At 35.6% G+C, this 925-nt stretch carries 1 protein-coding gene and 1 pseudogene; both read right to left on the bottom strand.

Annotation, left to right across the window (positions count from 1 at the left end):
- Positions 1 to 45 precede the first annotated feature (45 nt).
- Positions 46 to 346: pseudogene (locus tag JWG44_RS05820) on the bottom strand (helix-turn-helix domain-containing protein).
- Positions 343 to 678 carry a type II toxin-antitoxin system RelE/ParE family toxin gene (locus JWG44_RS05815; protein WP_205274036.1) on the bottom strand — a complete coding sequence of 112 codons (336 nt, stop codon included), beginning with the start codon at positions 676 to 678 and terminating at the stop codon, positions 343 to 345. The pseudogene JWG44_RS05820 and the gene JWG44_RS05815 overlap by 4 nt, the downstream one beginning before the upstream one ends.
- Positions 679 to 925 lie beyond the last annotated feature (247 nt).

The raw sequence follows: 925 nt of genomic DNA, 5'->3' as shown, positions 1-925 counted from the left end.
TTTCTCCTCCTTTGCCATCATTTTTGTGTTACCTATGTTCCCGGTCTATTTTGTTACCCATGTCTCCGGTTTGTACCGCTCAGCATCCAATGCTTTTGCCAATTTATTGATGAATGAAAGAGAAAGGTTTTTATAATTTCCCGATTCAATTCTTGCAATTGCAGGTTGCGAAGTCCCGATTCTTTCGGCTAAATCTTTTTGATTTAAATTTCTCTTCTTTCTTAACTTTATAATTTCCTTCGCAAGAGTAAATTCATTTGAAAGAGATTCATATTCTCTCTTAAACTCTTTTTCCTTTAATTCCTTTTTTTAAAAGAGAATCAAAATCTTTAGTTTTAACCTTCATAATTTCCCTCCCCTAAAAGAATTCATGAGATTTCGGGCTTTGATTAATTGATCTTTATTAGCCTTTTGATCCTTTTTAACATAGCCAGATGTAATAATTACAATTTTATCTTTTTCAAAAAAATAAAAGAACCGGCAAATATTTGATCCTTGTTTAACTCTTAGTTCGAATAATCCATCGATGCCTTGAATTTTCTTCGAAAAAGGTTCTCTCAATTCAGGCTCAAAATCCTTTAATAATTCAATAGTCCTAAAGGATTTTGCTTTTAACTTGTTCTCTAAATTTGTAAGAAATTCTTCAGCAGGCTCTAAAAACAGAATTCTATAAGGCACAAACGAAATATATCAAATCTGATATATTTCGTCAAACTAATAAATTTAGAAAAACTCCTTCAGCCATTTCGTCTAACGAAAGAAGCTTGCCGACGTCGCGTCCCCGAGCGCCTGCGCGCGAAAGGGTCGCGAACTTCTCTTACTGAAAATCTCTTCTTTTACTATTTAGTCAAGTTCGCGAAGCGATGTGTCGAAGACCGAAGTGAGTCCGAACGGGAACCGTGAGTGACGAACGGAGCGGCAAGCG

The organism is Leptospira ainazelensis, from assembly GCF_016918785.1.
Classification (GTDB): domain Bacteria; phylum Spirochaetota; class Leptospiria; order Leptospirales; family Leptospiraceae; genus Leptospira; species Leptospira ainazelensis.
The sequence above is the reverse complement of the archived record's forward strand: the minus strand, read 5'-3'. Positions and strand labels throughout refer to the sequence as shown.